The organism is Heliomarina sp. (assembly GCF_052826185.1).
Map to the genome: position 1 here is coordinate 191,804 of NZ_JBRBUI010000016.1, position 23,007 is coordinate 214,810.

Here is a 23,007-nt window from a genome sequence, read left to right on the forward strand (position 1 = left end):
TCCAATACTTTTCCCAACCCAGCGACCCTTTGACTTTTTAGCGCCTTGCTCACATATGGAGGGCAACGCGAAACCACTTAACGACAGGTGTTCATGATGGAACTCAACCTAGGCACGGCCCCTGATGCGGATCTGATCAAGGATACGACCGAAGCCAATTTTATGACGGATGTCGTTCAGGCCAGCCAGGACGTTCCGATCATCGTCGATTTCTGGGCGCCCTGGTGTGGTCCCTGCAAGACGCTTGGTCCAATGCTCGAGGATGCGGTTCGCGCAGCCAAGGGCGCGGTCAAGATGGTCAAGGTCAACGTGGACGAAGCGCAGATGATCGCCGGTCAGCTGCAGATCCAGTCGATCCCGACCGTTTATGCATTCTACAAGGGGCAGCCTGTTGACGGATTCCAAGGCGCGCAGCCGCAATCTGAAATCAAGGCTTTCGTTGACCGGGTTGCCCGGCAAGGGGGCGGTTCCGCCCCCGGCGATGAGCTGGCCGAAGCAGTCGAGGCAGCCGAAGCCATGCTGGAAGAGGGCGCGGTGACGGATGCGGCTCAGACCTTTGCTGCGATTCTCGGGGAGGAACCCAATCACCCGGGCGCTTATGCCGGGCTGGTCAAAGCGCATATCGCGCTGGGCGAGCTCGACAAGGCCGAGGCAATTCTGAACGGTGCGCCTGCCGAAATTTCGACTTCGGCAGAACTGGAAGCGGCGCATGCCCAGATCGAACTGGCGCGTCAGGCCGAAGGTGCTGGCCCGGTTGCCGAACTGCAGGCCGCCGTCGACGCAAATCCCGAAGATCTTCAGGCGCGTTTTGATCTGGCGCTGGCACTTTCGGCCAACGGCAAGCAGGGCGAGGCTGTTGATCAGCTTCTAGAGCTTTTCCGCCGTGATCGCGAGTGGAACGAAAGCGCCGCGAAAACGCAGCTTTTCACGATTTTCGACGCCCTGAAACCCAACGATCCGATCGTGCTCAACGGGCGGCGCAAGCTCTCCTCGATGATATTTGCCTAAGGGAGGGCGAGGGCTAGATTGCATTTTATGCTGAAAGCCTCGGACCTGCCTGATACTTTACCGGTGTTCCCCCTGCCGGGAGCACTGCTGTTGCCCCGGTCGCGCCTGCCGCTCCACCTGTTCGAGCCGCGCTATCTCCAGATGCTGGACGATACGCTCAAGACGTCTCATCGTCTGATCGGAATGATCCAGCCTAACCCGCGACCGGGCGGCGAGAACACGCTGCACAGTATCGGGTGCGCGGGGCGCGTGACGCAGTTTTCCGAAACCGAGGATGGCAGGTACATGATCACCCTTGGCGGGATTTCCCGTTTTCGGGTCAACAACGAGGTGTCGGGGTTCACGCCGTATCGACGTTGCGAGGTGGAGTGGACCGGGTTCGACCGCGATCTGGGTCGTGCGGAAACCGATGAGAATTTCAATCGCGAGCAGTTTCTTGCCATTTTGCAGAGGCTTTTCGAGCATCGCAACATGTCCACCGACTGGGCCACGTTGAAAGAGGCAGAGGACGAACTGCTGATCAATTCTCTTTCGATGCTTCTGGACTTTACGCCCGAGGACAAACAGGCTTTGCTCGAAGCCCCTTCGCTGACCACGCGCCGCGAGACGCTGGTCACCCTTATCGAATTTGCCATGCGGAGTGGCGACGGAGAAGAAAAATGGCAGTAAGAGACACCGAAACGGGCTTTGATCGTCGCATGCTCGAGGCATTGATCTGTCCGCAGACGCATACGACGCTGGAATACGATGCTGAGGCTCAGGAGTTGATCTCAAAACCCGCGGGGCTGGCCTTTCCGATCCGGAACGGGATCCCGGTGATGTTGGTCGACGAGGCGAGGGAACTCTAATTGCCCAACTGCCGCGAGCGACGGTGCGGTTCACAGCAGCCGTTTCCGAGACCCGGCTTTTGTAGGATCGCGGTGAACGCCGACACGCGGAGTAATCGCCTATTCAGAGGGGTTGACCGCGCATCAGACGTGGCAGGTCGCCGCTTAATCCAGCCGCCTCACGGATAAATCCGCGTCGAAGGGCAGGGGTCGCATTGATCAATCCCATGCCGATGTCGCGCCCCAGACGCAGCAGCGGGTTATCATTGGAAAACAGCCGGTTGAACGTGTCGGTTGCGAGCGCCATCGAAGCCGTATCGAAACGGCGCCATTGCTGGTAACGACCAAGAACCAATGGCGATGCCGGGTCCTCGCCGCGTCGCTTGGCATCGGCGAGCGTTTCGGCCAGCGCTGCCACATCGCGAAGACCGGCGTTCAGCCCCTGTCCTGCGATCGGGTGAACACCATGCGCTGCATCGCCCACAAGCGCGAGCCTGTCTGCAATCATCGCATTGGCAAGGGTAAGGCCAAGCGGGTAGGTGAACCGTTTCCCCGCCAGCGCTATCTCACCAAGGAAATCGCCGAAGCGCGGCTGTAGCGCTGCCAGATAGCCAGCATCGTCGAGAGCGTTGATTTCATGGGCAAGCTCGGTGGTTTCGCTCCAGACGATTGAACTGCGATTGCCGGTGAGGGGCAGTATCGCAAGCGGTCCCGAAGGCATGAAAAACTGGTGCGCGACACCGTTATGCGGCTGTTCATGCGAGATTGAGCAGACCAGCGCGGTCTGACCATAGTCCCACCCTGTACGCTTTATGCCTGCCCTTTGCGCCGTACCGCTGCTGCGCCCGTCGCAGCCGATGACAATCGCGCCGGATACCTGCGATCCGTCGTCGAGTGTCAGGCTCACGCCGCTTGCGTCCGCGGTTTGGCCGGTGACGGACTTGCCATTCAAAAGCGTCACGCCATCCGTTTCGCGCATCTTGTCCAGCAAGGCACGGCGCAGGTGCCGGTCCTCGACCATGTAACCCATCGGGCCTTCTTCGATCTCGCGATGATCGAAGTGCATGAAGAACGGCGAAGGGCCGTGCCCGGCATGGCCGTCGGTCACCTTGATGTCGAGCATAGGCTGTGCGTCATTGGCAAGCCGGTCCCACAATCCGATCCCGTCCAGCAGCCTTTGTGATCCAAGCGCCAGTGCGTAAGAGCGCCCGTCAAAGTCGGGATTTTCGCGCGGGTCGATCTCAAGCGCGTCGATAACGGTGACCGCGAATCCCGCCTGAGCAAGCGCCAAGGCAAGAGCTGGTCCGTTCAACCCGCCACCGACGATGAGAATTTCATCCTTTGTACTCATGCCTGCCAATATGCGGTCGGATGCAGGATTGTCCATGCGCATTGCTGTCGCTACCGTCTGCACGAAAACAAAAGGGACAAGTGGAATGCAGAACTGGCTGAGCATGACGGCGGCTGATCTTGGGCGTGGCATTGAAAAGGGAGAGATCGACCCGGTCGCCCTGGCCGAGACCTACCTGGACGCCATCGAAGGTCACGAATTCCGCGACCGTATCTACGCCCGCCTCACCCGCGAACGCGCACTGGCCGAAGCTCAGGCTGCGGCGGATCGGGCCAAAGCAGGGCTGCGCCTGTCGCCGCTCGATGGTGTGCCGATCAGCTGGAAAGACCTGTTCGACACGGCGGGCGTCGTGACCGAAGCAGGCTCCGCCCTGCTCAGGGGCCGTGTGCCGGACAGCGATGCGCGTGTCCTCGAAAGTGCGACACAGGCCGGGCTGGTCTGCCTTGGCAAAACGCATATGAGCGAACTGGCCTTTTCGGGGCTCGGGTACAATCCGATCACGCAAACCTCGCCCTGCGTGAACGATCATGCAGCAGTAGCTGGCGGCTCTTCCTCGGGCGCGGCCACATCGGTGGCCTTTGGTCTGGCCGCGGCGGGAATCGGATCGGATACCGGCGGATCTGTCCGGGTGCCGGCGGCATGGAACGATCTTGTCGGACTCAAGACCACCTCGGACGTTCTGAGCCTCGAAGGTGTCGTCCCGCTGATCTACAGCTTTGATACCGTTGGTCCGCTGACACGCAGTGTCGAGGATGCGGCCCTTTTGCTGAGCGCGATGGGCGGGGGCAAGGTTCCCGATCTGCGCGGCGCATCGCTTGAAGGTCGCCGGTTTGCGATAATGGGTTCAGTCGCTCTTGATAACGTCGAGGATCAGCCACGCGCCGCCTTTGAGGCGAGCGTCGAACGACTGAAAGCAGCGGGTGCCACGGTTGAAACCCTCGAATTTCCTGAAATTGCCGAGGCGCTGTCGCTGACCGCCGTTCTGTATTGCGGCGAGGCCTATGGCATCTGGCGAGACAAGATCGAGGAAAATCCCAAGCTGATGTTCTCGGAGATTCGGACCCGTTTCCGCGCCGGTGCCGAGTTCTCGGCGGCGGATTTCACATCGGGCTGGCTGCGGCTCAAAGCGATCCGCAAGGCCTATCAGGCGGTTTCAGCCGGTTATGACGCGGTGATCCTTCCAAGCAGCCCGCTGATGCCGTCCAACCTCGAACGGTTGCAAAACGATGGCGATTACTACGTCAAGGCGAACCTGCTGGCGCTTCGCAATACGCGCATGGGGAACTTGCTGGGCCTTTGTTCCCTGACGCTGCCGACGGGTACGCCGAGCTGCGGGCTTATGATGCAGGTACAGCCCAATTGCGAAGCGGCACTGCTTAGACTGGGCGCGGCAGCCGAGGCGGCATTGAGTAACACATAAAAACCACAAATCGCCTCTCTTCGCTCAGTTGGTCTGGACGCAAGGGCAGGGGGGCGGTAACTTGCTTCAAAACGGGGCGTTATGATCCCGACCTTGAGGCGACATTATGGATTTTCCCGAGCGGTTTTCGAACCTACCGGCTTATGCTTTTCCGCGTTTGCGGAGCTTGCTGGACGCGCACGCGCCCGGCGGCAGTGTAGTGCACATGACAATCGGCGAGCCGAAACATCCGTTTCCTCAATGGGTTACGGACATCATCGTCGAAAACGCGTCGCAGTTTAACAACTATCCTCAGAACGAAGGAACGGACGCGCTGCGCGGCGCATTCGCGGATTGGCTCGAGCGTCGCTATTCGGTGCGCGTCGATCCAGATCAAAATCTGCTGGCGTTGAATGGCACCCGCGAGGGGCTTTACAACGCGGCCATGGCGCTGTGTCCTGAGCAGAAGAACGGGCGCAAACCGGTCGTTCTGACGCCCAACCCGTTCTACCAGGTCTACATGGTTGCGGCGATTTCAGTCGGGGCGGAGCCTGTGTTCATGCCCTGCACGGAAGAAACCGGCCATCTGCCTGACTACTCAAGGCTTTCGGCCGATGTGCTGGATCGCACGACGATCGCCTATATCTGCTCTCCGGCGAATCCGCAGGGCACCGTGGCAAGCCGCGAATATTGGGAAAATCTGATCTCGCTGGCCGAGCAGTATGATTTCCGCATCTTCGCGGACGAATGCTATTGCGAGATCTATCGCGATACACCCCCACCCGGTGCGCTTGAGGTAGCCAGGGACATGGGAGCCGACCCTGAACGCGTCGTGTCTTTCCATTCGCTGTCAAAGCGATCCAACCTGCCGGGGCTTCGTTCCGGCTTTGCCGTCGGCGGGCCCAAATGCATCGCCGCGATGAAGCAGCTTCGGGCTTACACGGGGGCACCGCTGCCCGGACCGCTGCAAGCGGCCGCCGCCGCTGTCTGGTCAGATGAGGCGCATGTGCAGGAAAACCGACGTCTCTATCAGGAGAAATACGTAGTCGCGGACGAGGTGTTTGCCGATATCCCGGGCTACAAGGGGCCCGAGGCCGGGTTTTTTCTGTGGCTTCCCGTGGAAAACGGCGAAGAAGCGGCATTGCGCCTGTGGAAGGAAACCGGGGTGCGGGTGTTGCCCGGCGCTTATCTTTCGCAGGGCGAACCGGGGGCGAACCCTGGCGAGAAATTCATCCGGGTCGCGATGGTGGCCCCAAAAGAAAACATGCAGCGCGCTCTGATCACTTTGCGCGACTGCTTGTATTAAAACAAAGATCGAGGACAGGCATGGCATACCAATCACGCAGTCGGGATCCGCTATTGGACAGCGATATGCAGGCGGCTATCGAGAAACGCGGCAAGGAGCTAATCGGGATTGCCCTGATCTGTCTCGGGATCGCGGCGGCTGCGATGATTGGATCCTACACGCCGGATGATCCCAACTGGATGGTTTCGACCGATGCGCCGGTGCAGAACTGGATGGGCCGGTTGGGCGCCTCCATTGCCGCCCCGCTGTTCATGATCGTCGGCTGGGGAAGCTGGAGCATCGCGCTGGTGTTCCTTGTCTGGGGACTTCGTTTTGCCTTTCACAGTGGCGAAGACCGTGCGCCTGCCCGTCTTATTTTTGCGCCGATCGCGATTGCCGTGACGTCGGTCTATGCCGCGACTTTGCTGCCCGGTGATACATGGCGCGCCACCCACAGTTTTGGATTGGGCGGCATGTTCGGCGATACGGTCATGGGGGCGGTGCTGACTCTGCTGCCGGTTGGCTCGCATCTGATGGTCAAACTGATGTCCTTGCTGATGGCGATTGCCATGCTCGGCCTTGGCGGTTTCGTCCTGGGCTTTACCAAGGCCGAAATGTCGCGCGGTCTGCGTTTCTCGCTGATCGGGCTGATCATGGGCTATGCCGCGTTGATGAACCTGCTGGGCCGTGGCGCACAAGGGGCGGCAGTCTCTCTTGCAAATCAGCGTAATCGACTGGCCGAAAAACGCAGTGAACAGCGGCTGGCCCGTGCAGACGCGGCGCAGGCACACAAGATTTCCGCGCCGGCCAAAGGATTCGAACCAATCGAAATCGTTTCCGAGCCCGAGCAAGAACGTGGCGGTTTCCTGTCTCGCATGCCCGGTCTGATCCGTCGCGCGGAACCGATGCCGGAACTGATCGAACAGGAGCCGCCTGAATATGATGACGAAGACGTCTATCAGGGCGATGACCGAATCCGCGCCAAGATCGCGGACGTGGTCAAATCCCGCAAGCAGGCTGGCCTTCCTGTCGAGCCCGAACCCGATCCGGACCTGCCCCTGACCAAGGGTCGAGGCCGCCGTCCCGAACCGCTTGTGTTGAACCGTAGTGGCGGGAACGCGCTGCGCGCCGAGCCGCCTCTCACAGGTGGTACTCGGCCCGAGCCGCCGCTTACCGCAGCGGCTGTAAGCGAAAGCCATTACGACGAACCCGTCTGGGAAGAACCGGAAGAGGCGATTGTCGAAGACGCGGGCTTGCCGCTTTCCGAACCAGAGCCGCAGCGCCCGGCGATTCCAACTGCCGAACCGCGCAAGGTCGTGATGAACCCGCTGCGCAAGTCCCCCGCCCCTTCACGCCGCGCGGTTGCCGAGGCGCAGCCCGCGCTGGCATTCGATGAATCCGAAACGGCCTATGAATTGCCGCCCCTCAATCTTTTGACCGATCCTGCCACGGTGCAACGTCACCACCTCAGCGACGAGGCGCTGGAAGAGAATGCGCGCATGTTGGAAAACGTGCTCGACGACTATGGGGTCAAGGGGGAGATTGTCAGCGTCCGTCCCGGTCCTGTCGTCACGATGTATGAACTCGAACCCGCGCCGGGTCTCAAGGCCAGCCGCGTGATCGGTCTGTCCGATGACATCGCTCGTTCGATGATGGCGCTGTCTGCGCGTGTTTCCACCGTTCCCGGGCGCTCGGTCATCGGTATCGAACTGCCCAATGATAACCGCGAAAAAGTGGTGCTGCGCGAAATCCTCGCCTCCCGCGATTTCGGCGACAGCAACCAAAGCCTGCCGCTGGCGCTTGGCAAGAATATCGGCGGCGATCCCATCGTCGCGAACCTTGCCAAGATGCCTCACCTGCTGATCGCCGGTACGACCGGTTCGGGTAAGTCGGTGGCGATCAACACGATGATCCTGTCGCTGCTTTACAAACTGACGCCCGAGGAATGCCGGTTGATCATGATCGACCCCAAGATGCTGGAACTTTCCGTCTATGACGGCATCCCGCACCTGCTGAGCCCTGTTGTGACCGACCCCAAAAAGGCCGTCGTCGCGCTGAAATGGGTCGTCGGCGAAATGGAAGATCGCTACCGCAAGATGTCCAAGATGGGCGTGCGGAACATCGAAGGCTACAACGGCCGGGTACGCGACGCGCTGGCAAAAGGCGAGATGTTCAGCCGTACGGTCCAGACCGGGTTCGACGATGATACCGGCGAACCCGTGTTCGAGACGGAGGAATTCGCGCCCGAAGCGATGCCCTTTATCGTTGTGATCGTCGACGAGATGGCAGACCTGATGATGGTCGCGGGCAAGGAAATCGAAGCCTGCATCCAGCGTCTTGCCCAGATGGCCCGTGCGTCGGGTATCCACCTGATCATGGCGACGCAGCGACCGTCGGTCGACGTGATCACCGGTACGATCAAGGCGAACTTCCCCACCCGGATTTCTTTCCAGGTCACATCGAAGATCGACAGCCGTACGATCCTTGGCGAAATGGGGGCCGAACAGCTTCTGGGTATGGGTGACATGCTCTACATGGCTGGCGGTGCTCGCATCACCCGTTGCCACGGGCCTTTCGTTTCGGATGAAGAGGTCGAAGAAGTGGTGAACAACCTCAAGGCTTACGGTCCGCCGGATTACATCAACACCGTGCTCGAAGGGCCGGATGAGGACAAATCCAGTGATATCGACGCGGTTCTCGGACTCGGTGGCAATACCGACAGTGAAGACGCGCTGTACGATACAGCCGTGCAGATCGTCATCAAGGACCGCAAGTGTTCGACCTCCTACATCCAGCGCAAGCTGGCCATAGGCTATAACAAGGCCGCGCGGCTGGTTGAGCAGATGGAAGAGGAGGGGCTGGTTTCGCCCGCCAACCACGTTGGCAAACGCGAAATTCTGGTGCCTGAACAGCAGTAAGGCAAAGGCCGGGTTAAGCCCGGCCTTTCTTTATCAGACGAGCGATTTTGTGCCCCGCGCCCTTTGGATTTTCCTGGCCGGGCACCTATCTCATATCCCATGATGAATAGACGCCAATTCGCCGCCGCTGCCCTGCTGTCGGTGCTCGCCGCCCCTGCCATTGCGCAGGACAATCGCATTCCTCTTGCGGAGATTTCTGCCTATCTGAACAGGCTTACGACCGGGGAAAGCACGTTTACGCAATATAACGAGAACGGCTCTCGTTCGACCGGGCGGCTTTACGTCAAACGCCCGGGTCGAATGCGGTTCGAATACGACCCGCCCAACAAAGGCCTTGTACTGGCCGGGGGCGGTACGGTTCTTGTGCGTGACGAAAAGTCGAACCAAGCTCCGGAAACCTACCCGCTCAAGCGTACGCCGCTGTCGATCATCCTTCAACGGAATGTGGATCTTTCGCGGGCGGACATGGTTGTGGGCTACGGGCAAGAGGATGAGTTTACCGTGGTCCGAGCGCAGGACCCGGAAAACCCCGAGTACGGATTCATCGATCTCAAATTCTCGCGCGACCCGGTGACGCTTCGTCAATGGGTGGTCACGAACGAACTGGGCGATCGTACTGCTGTCGTTCTGGACGACATGACGACGGGTGTTTCGCTTAGCGATAACCTTTTCAATACCCAGATCGGGCGAGGCGGGAACAGGCGCTGATCAGAAAGCCCTGCACCGCGAAAGCTGCGATTCATACAGGATCGCACGTGCTTCGACGTCCGCGGCCACGCGCATGAGCCAGCTCTTGGAGTTGTAGGTGCCGCGCGAGAAGCCGGTGTGACCTTCGTGATAGGCCAGATACTGGTTGCGGGCGTCGGTCAGGGAGATGCCGACTTTGCGTTTGCTCTCATTCATGTACCAGCCAATGAAATCCGACGCATCGCGCATCTTGTCCCGCTTGGCTCGCCGTTTGCCGGTGGATTTCTTGTAATCGTCCCAAGTGCCATCCAGAGCCTGGCTATAGCCATAGGCGCTGCTTTGGCGTCCCATGGGTATGATACCAAGCGCATAGCGATAGGGCGTGCGTGCATCGCCCCTGAAACGGCTCTCCTGATAGATCGTCGCCATCTGCACCGCCACGGGAACACCCCAGCGCCTTTCGGTAGCCTTGAATGCGCGCACGTATTTCGGGCGCTCACGCGCGATGGCGCAGGCGTTATCCATATTGCTCGGCGGTGAGGAATATCCTCCGCCGCAGGACGCCAGCATCAGCGCCATGATCATCACGCAAAGAGTTCTGCTCATCTGCCTCTTGCCTTTTTTGCGCAATCCTACAGCAACAAGCGGCACAGGCAAATCACTTTCGGTGCCAAAAGACAGAGGCGGGATACAGGCCTTGACCTTTGCTTCCCGGATCATCACAACGCCGCCCACTGTCGAGATGGTATTCACAAACTGTTTCGCTAAACGAGGCTCCAAGCATTGGACAAATCGGGGTCGAAACGGCTAATATCGAGCTTTTAGGGGCAGTTTTATGATGTTGACGAAGCGCGCAAAATACAATCTAGGCCAGGTCGTGCGCCACAAAAAGCACCCGTTTCGGGGCGTGGTATTTGACGTTGATCCCGAATTTTCAAACACAGAAGACTGGTACCAGGCGATCCCCGAAGACGCCCGGCCGAAAAAGGCGCAACCTTTTTATCACCTCTTGGCCGAGAACGATCAAAGCTATTACGTAGCCTATGTGTCCGAACAGAACCTTGTCGCCGACTATTCTGGCGAGCCGGTAGACCACCCTGACATTCCGGACATGTTCGGTCCGTTTCAGGATGGCATCTACCCGCTGCATTTCAACCTGAACTAAATCTCAATACCCAAGAGCGCACCCGTCCTTGCGGGGATCGCTCGCCCCTGACAGTACGCCGTCCGATCCGATATGGATGGCCTGAGCCCCACCCAGTGCGGTTTCGGGGACGGTGACATTATGGCCTTTTGCCGCGAGTTCGGCACGAACGTCGTCGCTATAGCCCGATTCGACTTCCAGTACGCCTTCGTATGAAAAGGCGCGGGGCGCATCCAGCGCGGCTTGCAGGTCCATGCCGAAATCCTGCCGGTTGCTGACAAACCGTGCATGCCCGGTCGGCTGATAGGCGCCGCCCATGACACCGAAAGGCGTTGTAACCCTTCCGCCTTCGCGCAGCATTGCCGGGATGATCGTGTGCATCGGGCGCTTGCCGCCCTTCAACTCGTTTGGATGACCTTGTTCCAGCGTGAAGCCAGCCCCGCGGTTCTGCAGCAGGATGCCGAACTTGTCTGACGCGATGCCAGATCCGAATCCGTGAAAAATCGAGTAGATAAGTGACACCGCCATGCCGTCTTTGTCGACGACAGTTATATAGATCGTGTCCTTGTGGACAGATTCGGTCAGGGGTGCCGCGGCGGGCATTGCCTTGTTCGCATCGATCAGGCCTGCGAGCGCGGCTGCGGTCTCGGGGGCAAGCATATGCTCAAGGCGGGTGACGTAATCCGCATCGGCAAGGAAACGGTTCCGCGCGTCATAAGCCAGTTTGCTTGCTTCGGCTTCGACATGGATGCGTTCTGCGCCGAACGGATCCATGTTCGCGATATCGAAGTGTGACAGGATGTTCAGCAAAAGAATTGCCGTAGCGCCCTGTCCGTTTGGCGCATGTTCTAGGAGATCCAGGCCGCCATAGGCTCCGCTTACCGGCACCGTTGGAGAGCACGCGGTGGAGGCAAAATCCTCCATCTCGTGAACGCCGCCAAGTTCCTTGAGGCTGTCGACCATGTCCTGCGCGATTTCGCCCGTGTAAAACGCATCGCGGCCCTTTTTCGCCACCTGCCGAAGAACCTGGGCCTGACCCGGCGCGCGAAAGATCTGACCCGCGCCAGGTGCTTTGCCATCTATCAGGTACAAGTCGCGTGCCTTGCCCTGCAGCACTTCGCTGTCTCCCACCCAATCGAAAGCCACCCGGGGCGCGACCGGAACACCTTCCTCGGCGTAATGGATTGCGGGTGCAAGAAGGCTGTCCATGCCAAGCTTGCCGACGGTTTCGGACAGGTGGCAGAAAGCGTCGATCGCGCCGGGAATGGTAACGGCGTGGGCGTTGTAGACGGGCACGCTGAGATTGCCAGCGGCACGGAGATCGGCGGCGTCAGCCTTGGCTGGCGCCCGACCCGAGCCGTTCAACGCTTTGATTTCATTGCTTCCGGCGGGAGAATAAAGAACGAAACAATCGCCGCCGATCCCGGTCATCTGCGGTTCGCAAATGCCTAGCAAGACAGCACCGGCGATGGCTGCATCCATCGCGTTCCCACCCTTTTTGAGGGTTTCGATAGCGGTCTGCGCTGCAAGGGGATGTGACGTGGCGCACATTCCGTTTGTCGCTAAAACGGTGGAGCGGCCGGGTTTCTGAAAATCGCGCATGGTTGTCCCCTTATTGATTGGCGTGACCCTAGAGCCAGTCGTTTTGAAAGCCAATCTGATGTTGGGGGGAAGTCCTCGACGCCACGCACTGGGTGGGGGCTATAATAACGCAGCGCCGAGGGAAGCCATATGCAGCTACGGGCTCTTTATGACCGTTGTTTCGGGCAGCAGTTAGGAGGGATTGGGGCGCTTTTGCGGCATGTAAAATTGTATGTTTTTAGGGGTTTATGATTCATTCGAGAGTGCCTGCTTACCACCCTTCGATAGGATTTCAGCAAAATTCGAACCGCAATTGTAAGGTATTCTCGTCCGGGTCCCGAAGGTAGGATTGCTCGACGGTCAGCTCACGGATGATCCGCCATCCGAATCCCCCCTCGGGAAGCTCTGTTCTGTCCATATCTGGGGAAAGGGTGCACCCCAGGGGCAGTTCAGTGCCTGGAAATGGCCGTCCATGATCGACTATTGTGAGCGCTAAGGCATTGGCGGAGAGGTCATAGGAGACCCGGACCATGCAGGATTTGTCGGTAAGGAATTCGCCGTCTCGCCCATAGGCGTGCTCAACGATGTTGTTGATCACTTCGGCCAGAACGATTTCGACGGTTTCAAGGTGAGGTGAGGCAAGGCCTTCACCTGCCAGATCGTCAATTACTGCACATACGCCGGACCTTACGGCATGGGTCGTCGCGTGAAAGCAACGCGTCCCTTTTATCATATCGCCGCCTGAATCGAGGCTGTGAGCGTCATGACCGTGCAGGGGATCAACCTTCCTGAGGTTCAAATGCGCCATCGAGAGTCGGATAGAGTTTGAAAACAGTGTCCATGCGGGTCAGCCGAAAGACCTTGTCTACCGACGGGTTGAGACCTGCAAGGTCGATGCGGCGATGAGGCTCAAGGTTTTTCATTGCGGCGACTATGGCGCCAAGCCCGCTTGAGTCGATGAAATCCACGGATGTCAGGTCGAGTATGATCCTGTCTGGCCCGGTTCGGGTCATGCCATGCATGTCCTCCTTGAAGCGGATCGCAATGGCGGCGTCGATCCTGCTGGCGTTCACAGTGATGATCTGCGATCCGTCTTTCACCGTACTGGTAAGGTTCATTGACAAAGTCCTTGCTCTCACTCTCGACGACAAGGCTAGACGGCAATCCTTACTTTTCGGTATTCAGGGTCAAATACAGGGAGGTCCTCACCATGAAAGAAGTTGTCATTTCCGGTGCGTCGCGCACGCCGATGGGGGGATTCCAAGGCGTATTTGACGGGGTGTCGGCCTCTGAACTTGGGGGTGTCGCCATCAAGGCCGCGCTGAAAGGCGCAGGCCTAAAGACGGCAGACGAGGTGCTGATGGGCTGCGTCCTGCCAGCGGGGCAGGGGCAGGCACCGGCGCGGCAGGCAGGATTTCACGCGGGGCTGGGCGAAGAGGTACCTGCCACGACGCTCAACAAAATGTGCGGTTCCGGCATGCGCAGCACCATGATGGGCTTCGATCAGATCGCGCTTGGGCATAACGAGGTGATGATTACCGGCGGTATGGAGAGCATGAGCAACGCGCCGTATCTCCTGCCGAAGATGCGCGGTGGGGCGCGGATCGGTCACCAGCAGGTGTTCGACCACATGTTTCTCGACGGTCTTGAGGACGCCTACGACAAGGGCCGCCTGATGGGGACCTTCGCCGAGGATTGCGCCGAAACCTACCAGTTTACGCGTGAGGCTCAGGATCAGTACGCCATCGGATCGCTCGACAATGCACTGGATGCCGAACGTAACGGGGCATTCGACGATGAGATCGCTCCGGTTAAGATCCATGCCCGCACGGGCGAAGAGATCATCACCCGCGATGAGCAGCCCGGAAAGGCACGGCCGGAAAAGATCCCTATGCTGAAGCCAGCCTTTCGCAAGGACGGCACCGTGACGGCGGCGAACTCTTCCTCCATCTCCGACGGGGCGGCGGCGCTTGTCTTGTCTTCGAAGGAAGTTGCGGATGCCCGCGGCCTCCCCGTTCGGGCGCGTATTCTTGGTCATTCAAGCCACGCACAGGCACCGGGCCTGTTCACGACCGCTCCGGTTTTTGCAGCTCAAAAACTACTTAAAAAGATCGGCTGGTCGAAAGACGAGGTGGACCTTTGGGAGGTGAACGAAGCCTTCGCGGTCGTGCCCATGGCTTTCATGCAGGAAATGGGCCTATCGCGAGACATTGTAAACGTGAATGGCGGCGCCTGCGCGCTGGGGCACCCGATTGGCGCTTCCGGTGCAAGGATTATCGTGACGCTGCTGAACGCGATGGAAAAGCGCGATCTTAAGCGCGGTATCGCCGCGATCTGCATCGGTGGCGGTGAAGGTACAGCAATCGCCATAGAACGATACTGACATGTCGGTTGCAGTAACTGAGGACGTTCATCTCGATTATGCCGCCTTGTCGCGCACGATACGCGCTTTGACCGAGGGCGAAACTGACGAAGTCGCCCTTATGGCGACGGTGGTTTGCGAGGTGCATCACGCGGATTCCAGGTTTGACTGGACCGGGTTCTATCGCGTGACGGGACCCGAAATGCTCAAGATCGGCCCGTATCAGGGCGGGCACGGCTGCCTGCAGATCCCGTTTTCTCGTGGTGTCTGCGGTGCGGCGGCGCGCGAAAAGTCCGTGCAGCTCGTCGCGGATGTGCACAGTTTTCCCGATCACATCGCCTGTGCAAGCTCGACCCGGTCTGAGATTGTTCTTCCGGTTTTCAACGCCACCGGCGAATTGATCGCGGTTTTCGATATCGACAGCGATCAGCCGGCCGCGTTCACGCAGCGTGACGCCGATGGTCTAATGGCCATCCTGCGCGAGGTTTTCGCGACCTGACACGGTGCCCGTCACTTATTTTTGGCCGGCGTACACCATCGGTCGCCCTGCTGGACCCAGACAGTTTCCTGCGTTGTCGCCGAGACAGTGATGATTCCGGCACTCGTGTTTACCATCTGCGGGTTCAGCAGATTCAGGAAAATTGCCAGCATTTCCGCAGTGAGACACATAGCCTGTCCTGTAGGTTCGGGGCACCCACATCCTGACGATGTGAAGGCCTGACACCGGATGATCATCGCTAAAGATGAATATTTCTTCAATCGGTCAGCTCGATCGACTCACACAGCGTAATGTCGGCAGCTTCGTGAAATTTTTCTTTCTTTTTTCACGGGTCTAAGCCACGGTGAAATTATCGAGAGATTTTTCACGACGAGCCCGCCATGATTCACCAGCCTGACCAGCCTGCTTCCCTTGGTGCCGACCTTCGGGCCCTGCGCAAGGCAAGGGGTGTAACGCTGGCGGAGCTTGCCTCGGATCTGAACCGCTCCGTCGGTTGGCTAAGCCAAGTCGAGCGCGACCTCTCCGAACCATCGATCACTGACCTTCGACACATTGCGGCGCGACTGGATGTATCCGTATCTATGCTCTTTGGTCACTCGCCTGCCCCTGCGGGGGAGGCCGGATACGTGGTACGACAGGGGTCGCGCCGTCCTATCGGTTCCAATGAGGCGGGTCTTGTCGAAGAGCTTTTGTCGCCCGATCTCACCGATGATTTCGAGATGGTGCATTCGACATTTGAGCCACATTCCCGCATCGGCGAAGTGGTGCAGCGACCGACTCAGGAAGTAGCCTATCTCCTCTCCGGTAAGCTTGACCTGATTATCTCTGGCCGGAAATTCACGATCCGACCCGGCGACAGCTTTCGCATCCGGGGAGAACCCTTTGAATGGATCAATCCCTATGATGAAACCGCCTGCGCGATATGGGTCATCGCGCCGCCGGTCTATTGACGCGACAGGAGCAACAGATGACGGGAAAGAAGCATAATGGCACCTGCAATTGCGGCGAGGTGGCCTTTACCATTACCGGCGATCTGGCGGAACCGTCGGTCTGTCATTGTACACAGTGCCGGAGGCAGACCGGTTACTGCTGGTCGTCAACACACATCCCCAAGTCCGCTTTGACCTTTCAAAGCGAGGCGGGCCTTGTCTGGTATCAATCAAGCCCGAATGTGCAGCGCGGATTCTGCGGCACCTGCGGCTGCTTCCTGTTCTGGAACCCGGAGGACGAAGACAAGATTTCCGTGTCGATGGGCGCGCTTTCGGCCCCGACCGGCGTAAAGATCGGTCGCCATATCTTTGTCGCTGACAAGGGCGACTATTACGACCTGGCCGATGGCCTGCCGCAGTCGAGCTAGGAGGGAGCATGGCCGAATTTTCTACACAGGCCCGCGTGGTTATCATTGGCGGTGGCGCGGTCGGCGCATCGGCGCTCTATCATCTTGCGAAAGCAGGCTGGACCGATTGCGTACTGCTCGAAAAGAACGAGCTGACCGCCGGATCGACATGGCATGCAGCCGGAAACGTGCCGACGTTTTCAACCTCGTGGTCAGTCATGAATATGCAGCGCTATTCGACCGAGCTGTACCGGGGGCTGGGCGCGGATGTCGATTATCCGATGAATTACCATGTGACGGGCTCGGTGCGGCTCGCTCACTCCGAACAGCGCATGCAGGAATTCGAACGTGCCCGCAGCATGGGGCGGTCGCAGGGGATGGATCTGGAGATCCTTTCTGTCGATGAACTGCGCGCCCGTTACCCCTTTGTCGAAACCCATGATCTCAAGGGCGCGCTTTATGATCCGAACGACGGCGACATCGACCCGTCGCAGTTGACGCAGGCGCTGGCGAAAGGCGCGCGTGACATGGGGGCGCGGATCGAAAGGTTCTGCGCGGCGACTGGTGTCCGTCGCGAAGAAGAAAGCTGGATCGTCGAAACACAAAAGGGCGAGATCCGCTGCGAATATGTCGTGAATGCAGCGGGTTACTACGCGTCCCGTGTCGCCGACTGGTTCAAACCGTTCGGCGGTCGAGACCTGCCGATGATGGTCATGAGCCACCAGTATCTTCTGACTGAAGAAATCCCAGAGCTGGCCGAATGGAGCCGGGAGACGGGACATAAGCTGCCCCTGCTGCGGGACGTCGACAGTTCCTATTACCTCCGGCAGGAAAAGGCCGGTTTCAATTTGGGTCCCTATGAGCGTAAGGGTCGGGCGCATTGGGTGGATGCCGCTGATCCTATGCCGGAAGATTTCTCGTTCCAGCTATATCCGGACGATCTGGATCGGCTTGAATGGTACATTGAGGATGCAATGGCGCGGGTGCCGCTATTGGGGTCGGTCGGGGTCAACAAGGTTATCAATGGACCCATACCTTATACGCCCGACGGCCTGCCTTTGATCGGACCGATGCCGGGCGTGCCGAATGCTTTCGAGGCCTGTGTCTTTACCTTCGGCATCGCGCAGGCCGGCGGCGCGGGCAAGGTGCTCGCCGAATGGGTTACGCAAGGCCGAAGCGAATGGGACATGTGGTCTTGCGATCCGCGCCGGTTCACTGCCTATGCCGACCGCGATCACTGCATCGCCAAGGGACTTGAGGTCTATGGCTTTGAATACGATATGCATTTCCCGCATCGTGATTGGCCCGCTGGACGGGGAAAAAGGCTTTCCACACTGCACTCACGTCTGAAAGACGCGGGCGCGGTATTTGGCAGTTACAATGGCTGGGAACGCGCAGAATGGTTCGCGAAACCGGGTGACGACCTGAGCGATCAGGCAAGCCATACATGGAACCGCTCCGGTCCGTGGGAGCAACGCATTCGCGAAGAATGCGAGGCGGTGCGGGACGGTTGCGGTGTCATCGCGATTTCGGGCTTCACCCGGCTTTCGGTCGAGGGGCCCGGAGCGCGGGAATACGTGGATAGCCTGATGGCTTCGCGCCTGCCGCAACCGGGACGGGTGGGGCTGGCCTATTTCGCGGACGATCGCGGGCGGGTCGTGACGGAAATGTCGGTCATCCCGCGCAGCGACGAGCAGATCTGGCTGATCACTGCGGCGGTAGCGCAATGGCACGACAAAGAGCTTTTGGAGCGTGGCACCCCCGGTACACTATCTGTACAAGATCGGTCCGACAAATATGACTGTTTGCTGGTAACAGGTCCCAAATCACGGGAAATCCTTTCCGGACTGACCGATGCGGATCTGTCACTGCCGTGGTTGTCTTATCAGGAGGCCGAGGTCGCCGGGCATCGCGTCGGCTTGCTGCGCGTGTCCTTCGCCGGCGAACTGGGGTGGGAGATCCACTGCGCCAATGAGGCCGCGCCGGCCATTTGGGATGCGGTCACGGTTGCAGGGGCGATACCTTTCGGCATGTGCGCGCTCGACTCCCTTCGCATTGAAAAGGGGTATCGTGCGTGGAAGGGCGATCTGTCGACGGATTACACGCTTCTTGAGGCAGGTCTTGAACGTTTTATCGATTTCGACAAACCCGATTTCCCAGGCAAGGCCGCACTTTCGGCAGAAAGAGAAGCAGGGGCAAAGCGGCGTTTTGTGGCGCTTAAGGTCGAAGCCGGTGAGGCAGACGCCCCCTATATGTCGATGCTCTGGCACAATGATGAGATCGTAGGCGAAACCACCTCGGGCGGCTGGGGCTATCGGGTCGGGGCCTCGCTGGCGCTGGGTATGATCCGTGCCGATCTGGCCGCACCCGACACAGACATCGACGTCGAAATCTACGGACAAAAATACCGGGCCACCGTGCAGCCGCATACTGCCGTTTGGGACGCCGACAACAGCAGAATACGCGCATGACACGCGCCCGAGATGCGAAAATAAGCGAGGTAAGCTTTGACTATTCCTGAAAAGGCCCGTGTGGTCATCATCGGCGGCGGCGTGATCGGTTGCTCGGTGGCCTATCACCTGACCAAAATCGGCTGGACGGACGTAGTGCTGCTGGAACGCAAGCAGTTGACATCGGGAACGACATGGCATGCGGCGGGGCTGATCGCGCAGCTTCGGGCGACAGCGAACATGACGAAGCTCGCGCGCTACAGCCAAGAGCTTTATGGCGGCCTAGAAGCGGAAACCGGGGTTGCAACCGGGTTCAAGCGGAATGGGTCGATCACCGTGGCGCTGACGTCGGAGCGGCGGGAAGAGATCTTCCGTCAGGCAGCGATGGCGCGGGCCTTTGGTGTTTCGGTTGAAGAGATCGACCCAACCGGGATCGGCGAACTCTATCCGCATCTGAACCTCGATGGCGTGGTGGCCGGGGTCTACCTTGAAAAGGACGGGCAGGGGGATCCGGGCAATATCGCCCATGCACTGGCCAAAGGCGCGCGCCAGCGTGGCGCGGTTGTTGCCGAACGCACAAAGGTTACGGAGATTCACAAAACCGGGCGCCGGGTGACCGGGGTCAGCTATCAGGGGGTTGATGGCGACGGCCATATCGCTTGCGGCATGATCGTGAACTGTGCCGGGATGTGGGGACACGAAGTTGGCCGGATGGCTGGTGTGAACGTACCGCTTCAGGCCTGCGAACACTTCTACATCGTGACCGAGAATATTCCCGAACTGACCCAACTGCCGGTGCTAAGGGTGCCGGATGAATGCGCCTATTACAAGGAAGATGCAGGCAAGATCCTTCTGGGCGCGTTTGAGCCGGTATCAAAGCCATGGGGCATGCATGGAATCCCCGAGGATTTCGAGTTTGACCAGCTTCCCGAAGATTTCGATCATTTCGAACCGATCCTCGAACAGGCGGTGAACCGGGTGCCGATGCTGGCCGAAGCAGGCATTCATACGTTCTTTAACGGGCCCGAGAGCTTTACGCCTGATGACGCCTATCACCTTGGCCTCGCCCCCGAGATGGACAATGTCTGGGTTGCGGCTGGGTTCAATTCCATCGGCATCCAGTCGGCCGGCGGCGCGGGTATGGCGCTGGCACAATGGATGGAAGATGGTGAAAAACCGTTTGACCTCGGTGATGTCGATATCAGCCGGATGCAGCCGTTTCAGGGCAACAAACGTTACCTGATAGAACGCTCGACCGAGACATTGGGCCTGCTTTATGCGGACCACTTTCCTTTCCGCCAAAAGGCAACGGCCCGAGGCGTGCGTCGCTCGCCACTTCATGCGCATCTGCTGGAACGTGGCGCGGTCATGGGCGAGCTTGCAGGGTGGGAGCGGGCGAACTGGTACGCGCGCGAGGGGCAGGCACCGGCGTATGAATACAGCTGGGGACGCCAGAACTTTTTCGACAACGTGGCCGAGGAACATGCGGCAGTGCGGTCGAACGTGGCGATGTATGACATGACCTCTTTCGGCAAGCTGCGGGTCGAAGGGCGCGATGCGATGGCTTTTCTCAACCGTGTCTGCGGGGCCGAGATGGACGTGGCACCGGGTAAGATCGTCTATACCCAGTTCCTGAACGCGCGCGGCGGGATCGAAGCGGACGTGACCGTCACGCGCCTGACCGAGACCACTTATCTGGTGGTCACTCCGGCGGGGACACGGCTGGCGGATGAAACGTGGTTGCGGCGTCATGTGGGGGACCGGGCGGTTGTCATTACCGATGTCACCCCGGGCGAAGCGGTGATGGCGGTGATGGGACCGAATGCGCGCAAGCTGATGCAGGCCGTATCGCCCAATGATTTCACCAACGCGGTCAATCCTTTCGGTACGGCGCAGGAAATCGAATTCGGCATGGGGCTGGCCCGCGCGCATCGCGTCTCTTACGTGGGTGAACTGGGTTGGGAGATTTACGTCAGCTCGGACATGGCGGCCCATGTCTTTGAGACGCTCTGGGAGGCCGGGCAGGATCTCGGGCTGAAGCTGGCGGGGATGCACATGATGGATTGCGCCCGCATGGAAAAGGGCTTTCGGCATTTCGGCCATGATATCACCTGCGAGGACCACGTGCTTGAGGCGGGCCTTGGGTTTGCGGTGAAGCGAGACAAGCCGGATTTCATTGGCCGTGAGGCGGTGCTGCGCAAGAAGGAAGAGGGACTGAAGCGGCGGCTGGTACAGTTCCGCCTGACCGATCCAGAACCGCTTTTGTACCACAACGAACCCATTCTTCGGGACGGAGAGATTGTCGGGTTCCTGAGTTCAGGGGCTTACGGGCATCATCTGGGCGGCGCGATGGGGCTTGGCTATGTGCCCTGCGTTGGCGAAAGCGTGGCAGAGGTGCTGGCGTCCAGCTACGAGATCGACGTGGTGGGTGTTCGGGTAAGGGCTGAGGCCTCGATGAAGCCCATGTACGATCCCAAAAGTGAAAGAGTCCGCGCCTGAGTGAGGGCCCCAGACGGGGGGCCTTCGGGTGTCCATGATCAGCGCATGCGCATGCCGTTCGCAAGAAGCTCGCCGTCCTCGGTGAATTCGAGGTGGGAGTTCAGCACATCCCCGCCCGCGTTGTCATCGGGTTTGGCGACCATGCCGACCATCATGCGCGCGGCCATGGCTTGCTGTTCCGGCAAAAGCCCGATCTTGACGAGCCGGTCGAGCAGGGCGTTGCCGCCACGAAGGGTCAGGTCGAGGATACCAGTGGGCTTGGGAAATCCCGCATAGGTGGTCTTGTCACTGTTATCGAAGCTCGCCTCGCCCTTGCCGGTCAGCTCAGCCCCGGCGGCCTTGAGCCGAAAGTTCTCAAGGGTGAGCGCGTGCAATTCGCCGGGCTGGTCGCCCGCCTTGCCCCGCGCCGCGACATCGGCGAAATCGAACCAGTCCCAGAAGCTCTTGACCTTGGCATTCAAGGCAAGTGTCAGGGCCATCGGATCGCGGGGAATTTCGCGCGTGGGATCTATCATGCCCCAGAGCTGTTCGGGGATTTCCACTCCTGTCATGTCAATCGACAGGGCTGCGTCTTGAAGGCTTTCCCCCGCCGAGATCGGCAGCGTGGCGCTCGCCGTGTTCCGTGCGATGATCGCGCTGATCGGAAAAGGGATCGCGTCGGGTGCGCTGAAGGACAACCGCGTATTCTCAAGCAGGGCTGCGACTTGCAGCCTTTCGCGGTTCAGAGAAAAGCTGGTGTCGTAGGTTTCCGACTCCGACAGCTGATGCGAGACGGGCGCCCCGTCGAGCGTGATGGTCTGTTCCGACCGGTATCCATCGATACTGCTTTCACCGGTGAAGCGTAGACCGCGTTCCATCGCATCGGCGAGGTTGAGGAGGGAGATGCCGCTGCGCGGTAGGATCATTTCATGCGAGGCCGTCAGGCCCTGCGCCGTGCCGGAGAAGACCGACCTTACACCGGCAGTATCCGTGTAGTCCGCGTTGAACTCATTCGCGCCCAGCTTCATTTGCCCGTCTACCGTCACAAGGCTTGAGGCGGCGATGCTGGCGGTGCCGGAGAGATCGCGTGCGGTACCGCCGATGGTCAGACCTTCGGACTGGATATCCTTGAATTCGACATCCCGGACGGTGAAATCGAGTTGATCCGCCGAGTATTCATAGGAGATATCGCCCGGCAGTCCGCTGGCAGAGATGTTCAGGTTGGTCGAGGTGACGTCGACCGTTCCGGTATAGGTGCCTTCGTCGGTGATCTCGGCCCGCATCGCAACGCTCTGCGTGGCCGGATACTGGATATCAACCGTGCCGTCATCGTTCTGAACAAGATCGAACCGCGATTGGGTCAGGGTGAAAGTACCCGCATCCTCTGGCAGGTCCCATGACATCGAGATCGGACCGACGCTGACGCCATCCGCTGAACGTTTTATGGTCGTTTCCGGCTTGCCGCCAAAGGTATCGAGATAGGCCTTGATATTGGTCCAGACATCGTCGGCGCTGACATCCGCAAATGCGGGTTGTCCAAGGGCGACAGAGGCCATCGCGGCGGTACAACTCAGGCGGGCTAAACGGTTCATTTTCAATTCCTTATGTCTATCCGACAGGGGCCACGGTGTTTGAGGGGACCTGTCTTTCCGTTTGACATGCTTTTCGCCGGAATGTGACCG

Annotated in this window: 20 protein-coding genes; 14 read left to right on the forward strand and 6 right to left on the reverse strand. The window is 59.4% G+C overall.

All coding sequences use genetic code 11. From position 1 onward, the window contains the following. Positions 1–93 precede the first annotated feature (93 nt). From trxA to ACU0FH_RS04245, 3 genes are read left to right on the forward strand one after another with little or no spacing between them, the layout of a single operon-like run. Complete coding sequence (gene trxA, locus ACU0FH_RS04235) at positions 94–1,008, forward strand: thioredoxin (RefSeq protein ID WP_238371756.1); 915 nt, start codon at positions 94–96, stop codon at positions 1,006–1,008. 27 nt (positions 1,009–1,035) lie between these two features. Then, on the forward strand, positions 1,036–1,677 hold the full coding sequence (locus tag ACU0FH_RS04240) for an LON peptidase substrate-binding domain-containing protein (protein ID WP_446193501.1): 642 nt from the start codon (positions 1,036–1,038) through the stop codon (positions 1,675–1,677). After that, positions 1,668–1,856, forward strand: a complete 189-nt coding sequence (locus ACU0FH_RS04245; RefSeq protein ID WP_238371754.1) for a Trm112 family protein — start codon at positions 1,668–1,670, stop codon at positions 1,854–1,856. Before ACU0FH_RS04240 ends, ACU0FH_RS04245 begins: the two co-directional genes overlap by 10 nt. Before the next feature lie 103 nt (positions 1,857–1,959). Here the strand turns inward: ACU0FH_RS04245 and ACU0FH_RS04250 are convergent, their stop codons facing one another. Further along, positions 1,960–3,222: an FAD-dependent monooxygenase gene (locus tag ACU0FH_RS04250; protein ID WP_446193502.1), complete on the reverse strand. Its 1,263-nt coding sequence runs from the start codon at positions 3,220–3,222 to the stop codon at positions 1,960–1,962. A 49-nt stretch (positions 3,223–3,271) separates the two neighbouring features. Between ACU0FH_RS04250 and ACU0FH_RS04255 the strand changes: the two genes are divergently transcribed. The 4 genes from ACU0FH_RS04255 (at position 3,272) to ACU0FH_RS04270 (ending at position 9,496) form a co-directional block, all read left to right on the forward strand. Next, positions 3,272–4,606 carry an amidase gene (locus tag ACU0FH_RS04255; protein ID WP_446193503.1) on the forward strand — a complete coding sequence of 445 codons (1,335 nt, stop codon included), beginning with the start codon at positions 3,272–3,274 and terminating at the stop codon, positions 4,604–4,606. 106 nt (positions 4,607–4,712) lie between these two features. After that, positions 4,713–5,891 carry an aminotransferase class I/II-fold pyridoxal phosphate-dependent enzyme gene (locus tag ACU0FH_RS04260; RefSeq protein WP_446193504.1) on the forward strand — a complete coding sequence of 393 codons (1,179 nt, stop codon included), beginning with the start codon at positions 4,713–4,715 and terminating at the stop codon, positions 5,889–5,891. 20 nt (positions 5,892–5,911) lie between these two features. Continuing rightward, positions 5,912–8,788, forward strand: coding sequence for a DNA translocase FtsK (locus ACU0FH_RS04265; RefSeq protein WP_446193505.1), 2,877 nt, complete (start codon positions 5,912–5,914; stop codon positions 8,786–8,788). A 99-nt stretch (positions 8,789–8,887) separates the two neighbouring features. Beyond that, entirely contained in the window at positions 8,888–9,496 is a 609-nt protein-coding gene (locus tag ACU0FH_RS04270; RefSeq protein WP_446193506.1) for a LolA family protein, read from the forward strand. Here ACU0FH_RS04270 and ACU0FH_RS04275 read toward each other — a convergent pair whose 3' ends face one another. Beyond that, a complete protein-coding gene (locus ACU0FH_RS04275; RefSeq protein ID WP_238371748.1) occupies positions 9,497–10,081 on the reverse strand; it encodes a transglycosylase SLT domain-containing protein in 585 nt (194 codons plus the stop codon). Positions 10,082–10,313: 232 nt separating this feature from the next. On the opposite strand from ACU0FH_RS04275, the gene hspQ reads away from it, so the two are divergent. Continuing rightward, positions 10,314–10,640, forward strand: coding sequence for a heat shock protein HspQ (hspQ, locus tag ACU0FH_RS04280; RefSeq protein ID WP_088633195.1), 327 nt, complete (start codon positions 10,314–10,316; stop codon positions 10,638–10,640). A gap of 3 nt (positions 10,641–10,643) precedes the next feature. On the opposite strand, the gene ACU0FH_RS04285 is transcribed toward hspQ, so the two are convergent. The 3 genes from ACU0FH_RS04285 to ACU0FH_RS04295 all read right to left on the reverse strand — a co-directional run bounded on the left by ACU0FH_RS04285 (position 10,644) and on the right by ACU0FH_RS04295 (position 13,318). Continuing rightward, entirely contained in the window at positions 10,644–12,221 is a 1,578-nt protein-coding gene (locus ACU0FH_RS04285; protein WP_446193507.1) for a gamma-glutamyltransferase family protein, read from the reverse strand. A gap of 271 nt (positions 12,222–12,492) precedes the next feature. Beyond that, a complete protein-coding gene (locus ACU0FH_RS04290) occupies positions 12,493–12,933 on the reverse strand; it encodes an ATP-binding protein (RefSeq protein WP_446193508.1) in 441 nt (146 codons plus the stop codon). Between the two features lie 46 nt (positions 12,934–12,979). After that, positions 12,980–13,318, reverse strand: a complete 339-nt coding sequence (locus ACU0FH_RS04295) for an STAS domain-containing protein (protein ID WP_088632999.1) — start codon at positions 13,316–13,318, stop codon at positions 12,980–12,982. A 92-nt stretch (positions 13,319–13,410) separates the two neighbouring features. Here ACU0FH_RS04295 and ACU0FH_RS04300 point away from each other — a divergent pair, with 92 nt between their 5' ends. The 6 genes from ACU0FH_RS04300 to ACU0FH_RS04325 all read left to right on the forward strand — a co-directional run bounded on the left by ACU0FH_RS04300 (position 13,411) and on the right by ACU0FH_RS04325 (position 21,346). Then, positions 13,411–14,583: a thiolase family protein gene (locus tag ACU0FH_RS04300; RefSeq protein WP_446193509.1), complete on the forward strand. Its 1,173-nt coding sequence runs from the start codon at positions 13,411–13,413 to the stop codon at positions 14,581–14,583. A 1-nt stretch (position 14,584) separates the two neighbouring features. Further along, entirely contained in the window at positions 14,585–15,061 is a 477-nt protein-coding gene (locus ACU0FH_RS04305) for a GAF domain-containing protein (RefSeq protein ID WP_446193510.1), read from the forward strand. Positions 15,062–15,441: 380 nt separating this feature from the next. After that, positions 15,442–16,011: a helix-turn-helix domain-containing protein gene (locus ACU0FH_RS04310; RefSeq protein WP_446193511.1), complete on the forward strand. Its 570-nt coding sequence runs from the start codon at positions 15,442–15,444 to the stop codon at positions 16,009–16,011. 17 nt (positions 16,012–16,028) lie between these two features. Further along, complete coding sequence (locus ACU0FH_RS04315) at positions 16,029–16,418, forward strand: GFA family protein (protein ID WP_446193512.1); 390 nt, start codon at positions 16,029–16,031, stop codon at positions 16,416–16,418. 8 nt (positions 16,419–16,426) lie between these two features. Further along, the gene (locus ACU0FH_RS04320) at positions 16,427–18,868 is read left to right on the forward strand and encodes a GcvT family protein (protein WP_446193513.1); all 2,442 of its coding nucleotides are present in this window, start codon (positions 16,427–16,429) and stop codon (positions 18,866–18,868) included. Between the two features lie 36 nt (positions 18,869–18,904). Then, complete coding sequence (locus ACU0FH_RS04325; RefSeq protein WP_446193514.1) at positions 18,905–21,346, forward strand: GcvT family protein; 2,442 nt, start codon at positions 18,905–18,907, stop codon at positions 21,344–21,346. A 38-nt stretch (positions 21,347–21,384) separates the two neighbouring features. On the opposite strand, the gene ACU0FH_RS04330 is transcribed toward ACU0FH_RS04325, so the two are convergent. Beyond that, complete coding sequence (locus ACU0FH_RS04330) at positions 21,385–22,917, reverse strand: DUF2125 domain-containing protein (protein ID WP_446193515.1); 1,533 nt, start codon at positions 22,915–22,917, stop codon at positions 21,385–21,387. Positions 22,918–23,007: the final 90 nt, after the last annotated feature.